This window comes from Oleiphilus sp. HI0080 (assembly GCF_001635135.1).
The window spans coordinates 1-4,387 of record NZ_LWFU01001084.1; the positions used below are offsets into that span (position 1 = coordinate 1).

The window sequence follows — 4,387 nt, forward strand, 5'->3', positions numbered from 1 at the left end:
AGTAGAAAGTTTAACGAGCGCGACAAAAACAAGGCAAAAATGAACATAAATAGCGAAGCTTATTGGTAATAAGGGCGCCGTTTAAGTTTATTTTTTAACGCAGAATTTGCAATCGCAGTCGCTTTACACGCCAACTAGTGAACACCCTTCCCGAGCAATACCACTTCCACCGTCTGAATCACGATCAGCACATCCATAAAAAAGCTGTGATTTTTCACATAATACAAATCGTATTTCAGCTTATTGCGCGCATCTTGCACTGAGGCTCCGTACGGATATTTCAGCTGCGCCCATCCCATCAAGCCAGGTTTGACTTTGTGCCGCAAATCATAAAACGGTATTTGCTCTTTCAAATCAGTAACAAACTCTGGTCGCTCAGGCCTTGGACCGACAAAGCTCATATCACCCGTGATAACATTCCAGAGTTGCGGCAGCTCATCGAGCCGTGTATTTCGGATAAAAGCACCAACACGCGTAACGCGCGCATCGTTCTTCTGGGCCCAAACCGCTTTACCACCTTTTTCCGCATCTTGTCGCATGCTGCGAAACTTATAAATCGAGAACTCTTTACCGTTGTAACCCACACGCTTTTGGCTATACAAAACCGGCGTCCCGGACTCGAGAGCGACTGCAATCGCAGTCAACAACATAAAGGGCCACATAATGGCTAGCAGCAAGAACGCCACACTTAAATCAAAAATACGTTTCACTACATCTCGTGCTTGCGAGTACGTAAACCCATTTGAATATAGAGCCCAACCTGGTCGAAGCATTGAAATCTCAATACGAGTCAACTCGCGCTCTAAAAACTCAAGCGGCTCGATGACATTGATACCGGCAAGCTTACAGCTCAGCAATTCATCAACAGGTACAGCACCACCTTCACTGCTCCGACGCTCATCAGGTGCAACAACAATTTCCGTAATGCCATGCTGCTTCACATAAGCTAACAGATCTCGAGTAACGGGCACGATTAAGGTCTCGTCCACGACACTGGACTCAGAACCACTGCTCATACAGCCTATCAACTTAAAACTCTGAGTACCCTGCTGCTGCTGAAGGCGCTTAACGATCTCTGCAGCATTATTGCCTGCTCCAATAATAAGTACATGACGCCCTAGGTTGGCGACATCGACGACCATATAAAAAAGAAAACGAACTACCAGCACGCATCCAAAAGCAGCGATAACCGCATAAGCGAGTACGCCGCGCCCCATGTACAACCCGGGCACGAGAAAGAACAACGCGGTCAGGGCAATCATCCCCAAAAAGCAATAAGCCACTAGTGTGCGCAACACCATGCCGGTCTTGCCTTCCTGAAACACTGCCGTATAAACACCCATCGCAAGCGAACAACAATTCAGCACCAGAGCAAACAACACGCTTTGCGCCACAGGGTTTTGTAAAAACAACTCTGTTTCAGAGAAATGGTTGCGGATATCCACCGCGAGAAACAAAGCCCCCATCAGCGTCACGAACTCAATCGCGCCAAGCACAATAAACTTGGTATGAAGGTAATGATTCAGTATTCGAACATGTGCCACGCTATTACATCCTGTTGTAGCTTTACTTGTGATCCTGAGGGAGACAAACTTATGAAATAGAAGTTGCGTTATTATGAACTCAAGACTCTAATATAAAAAGCATAGCTTAGTTATATTGAAGAGAAAGTGCGGTACTTAATTGAATAAGTTCAGCACAAAACGGCTAAGCGCAACCACCTTACACTGTAGTAGACAAAGAAAAGGCAGCAATGGAACAGCAATCTAAAATCTGCGTTATTGGTCAGGGCTATGTTGGTCTTCCCTTAGCAGTAGAATTCGGCAAGCATTACCCCACCATCGGCTTCGACATCAAACAAGACCGTATAGAAGAGTTAAAAAAAGGATTTGATAGCACGCTAGAGTGCTCTAACGAGGAGCTCGCAGAGTCGAGTCATTTGAGCTTTAGCACAGAGCTTTCGGATATTGAAAGCGCAAACGTCTACATTGTTACCGTACCAACACCAATCGACAAATATAAAACGCCGAATCTAACGCCGCTGATCAAAGCTAGCGAGATGCTTGGCAAAGTCGTGAATAAAGGCGACTACGTGATTTACGAATCAACCGTTTATCCAGGCGCCACAGAAGAAGACTGCATCCCTCTGATTGAAAAAGGTTCAGGTTTAACGCTAAACAAGGACTTTTTTGCCGGCTACAGCCCAGAGCGCATTAATCCGGGAGACAAAGAGCACCGCGTCACCAATATTTTGAAAGTAACCTCCGGTTCAACTCCAGAGGCAGCGGAATTCATAGATCAACTCTACGGCAGCATCATTACAGCCGGCACCCATAAAGCAAGCTCAATTCGTGTTGCTGAGGCTGCAAAAGTCATCGAAAACACCCAGCGTGATGTCAACATTGCCTTGGTAAACGAGCTGTCTCTGATCTTCGATAAAATGGGCATCGACACGCTTGAAGTGCTTGAAGCAGCTGGCACTAAGTGGAACTTCCTACCATTTCGCCCAGGCTTGGTTGGCGGCCATTGCATTGGCGTTGACCCTTACTATTTAACCTACAAAGCGCAGTCTATCGGCTACCACCCAGAGATGATTCTTTCTGGTCGACGCATTAACGACAACATGTCGGGCCATATCGCAGAAAAACTTCTCCGTCTAATGACCGAGAAAAAGATTCAAATGGTCGATGCGAACATTCTTGTCATGGGACTGACCTTCAAGGAAAACTGCCCGGATATTCGCAACACGAAAGTTGTTGACGTGATCCATGATCTTGATGAGTTCCACGCCAACATCGACGTATTCGACCCTTGGGCTGATGCAGACGAAGTTGAAGCAGAATACGGTTTGAAGCTAGTATCTGAGCCTGCCAAAGGCCACTATGATGCGGTTCTTGCCTGTGTTGCGCACGATCAGATCAAGGCACTTACTTCAGCAGAGCTAAAAGCACTCTGCAAACCAAACCATGTTATTTACGATGTAAAACACATCTTCGATAAAGACGTGGTTGATGGCAGATTGTAGTAAGACCCCGATAACGCTCGGCGCCCGATTGAGTTGTGCGCCGAGCTAACATTTATTCGAATCAACGCTGACTAATTACTTACTCGGGGAGTCTCGGCCGTAAGTATCTTCAAAGCGCACGATATCATCTTCCCCTAGATAACTTCCCGATTGCACTTCAATCATCTCTAAAGGAAGAACACCCGGATTTTCCAGACGGTGTGTCACACCGATGGGAATATAGGTCGATTCATTTTCTGAAAGCATGGTTTCTTTATCGCCAATGGTTACTAACGCGGTGCCCGAAACCACAATCCAATGCTCGGCTCTATGATGATGCATTTGAAGAGACAGCTTCGCACCAGGCTTCACCGTAATGCGTTTTACTTGAAAACGATCGCCGGTATCAATCGAATCATAACTACCCCAAGGGCGAGCAACCTCACGATGTAAACTTCCCTCTGAGCGCCCAGCTTTTTGTAGCTGCGCTACAATGGATTTTACTTCCTGAACACGATCTTTGGCGCTCACCAACACTGCGTCTGGGGTATCAACAACCACCAAATTCTCAACACCCACTGCCGCGATCAATTTGTAATCACTAAACAACAGGTTATTGTGAGAATCGTGTGTGAGCACATCACCATGCACCGCGTTATCTTGCCCGTCACGCTCGGACTCATCCCAGAGAGAAGACCAGGAGCCAACATCACTCCAGCCCGCATCCAATGGAACGACCATGGCTCGATCTGTCTGCTCCATAATGGCATAGTCTATCGATTCGTCAGGGCTCAATAAAAAGTGCTCTTCGGCAAGCCGGGTAAAATCGATATCCTTTGAGTGGTTGTCATACGCCTTTTTGATCGGTTCCAGAATATCAGGCCGAAAACGCTCTAGTTCCTCAAGATAAACTGACGCCTTGAACATAAACATACCGCTATTCCAAAAATAGCATCCCGCTTTGAGGTACTGTTCCGCTGTTTCCGCATTTGGCTTCTCAACAAACTCTTCAACAATCGCTGCACCATTGCTCATTGCACCAGATTTAATATAGCCATATCCCGTCTCAGCGTGACGCGGCACGATACCGAAGGTAGCTAACTTACCCGCCTCGGCGATACTCGCGGCACGTTCAATCGCATCTTGAAACGCGGCGACATCACGAATCACATGATCCGCCGCCAACACCAATAGCAACGCATCTTCGTTATTTGACGCATCTCCAGACACAGCGTCAAGCGCCGCAAGAGCAACGGCGGGTGCCGTATTTCGGCCGACGGGCTCAAGGATTATGCTTTTTGCTTCGCGGCCAGCTTGGCGTAATTGCTCTGCAACAATAAACCGATGCTCATCATTGCAAACAACAATCGGCTCAGCGACACA

Annotated in this window: 3 protein-coding genes; 1 reads left to right on the forward strand and 2 read right to left on the reverse strand. The window is 47.1% G+C overall.

Going from position 1 to position 4,387, the window contains the following annotated elements:
* Positions 1–134 precede the first annotated feature (134 nt).
* Positions 135–1,544 carry a TIGR03013 family XrtA/PEP-CTERM system glycosyltransferase gene (locus A3751_RS19955; RefSeq protein ID WP_068458672.1) on the reverse strand — a complete coding sequence of 470 codons (1,410 nt, stop codon included), beginning with the start codon at positions 1,542–1,544 and terminating at the stop codon, positions 135–137.
* 209 nt (positions 1,545–1,753) lie between these two features.
* Between A3751_RS19955 and tviB the strand changes: the two genes are divergently transcribed.
* Positions 1,754–3,025 (forward strand): Vi polysaccharide biosynthesis UDP-N-acetylglucosamine C-6 dehydrogenase TviB, encoded by a 1,272-nt coding sequence (tviB, locus tag A3751_RS19960; protein ID WP_068458673.1) that lies wholly within the window; start codon positions 1,754–1,756, stop codon positions 3,023–3,025.
* A gap of 75 nt (positions 3,026–3,100) precedes the next feature.
* On the opposite strand, the gene A3751_RS19965 is transcribed toward tviB, so the two are convergent.
* On the reverse strand, positions 3,101–4,387 hold a 1,287-nt coding region (locus A3751_RS19965; RefSeq protein WP_068458674.1), incomplete at its 5' end, for a mannose-1-phosphate guanylyltransferase/mannose-6-phosphate isomerase.